The organism is Vibrio sp. D420a (assembly GCF_030248625.1).
Lineage (GTDB): Bacteria > Pseudomonadota > Gammaproteobacteria > Enterobacterales > Vibrionaceae > Vibrio > Vibrio fortis_A.
Map to the genome: position 1 here is coordinate 1 of NZ_JAHGAN010000039.1, position 530 is coordinate 530.

General features: G+C 47.4%; 1 protein-coding gene. It reads left to right on the forward strand.

Going from position 1 to position 530, the window contains the following annotated elements; all coding sequences use genetic code 11:
• Nucleotides 1-530, forward strand: a 530-nt coding sequence (locus KI743_RS21065) for a VCBS domain-containing protein (protein ID WP_285468036.1), incomplete at both ends; no start/stop codon positions are given.

Consider the following 530-nt stretch of genomic DNA (forward strand, 5'->3'; position numbering starts at 1 on the left):
AACAGTGCATTCAACCAACTCAACGTTGGCGATAAAGTTGAAGAGACATTCACGGTTGCGTCTGTCGATGGCACGCCATCCATGATTAAAGTAACAATAAACGGTACGAATGATGCGGCTACGGTGAGCAGTGCTACTGTGGCTGTTGATGAAACTGACTCAGCAATTACAACCTCTGGCATCCTAACCAGTACCGATGTCGATAATCCGGATAATACCTTTACACCAGATTCGATCATAGGCACCCATGGGGACTTAACCATTGATGCCAATGGTCATTGGGTGTTTACGGCCAACAGCGCATTCAACCAACTCAACGTTGGCGACAAAGTTGAAGAGACGTTTACGGTTACGTCTGTCGATGGAACACCTTCGACGATTAAAGTGACCATCAATGGCACCAATGATGCAGCTACCGTAAGCAGCGCGACTGTCTCTGTAGATGAAACTGACTCTGCGGTCACAACTTCAGGCACTCTAACCAGTACTGACGTGGATAACCCTGACAACACCTTTACCCCAGATACGAT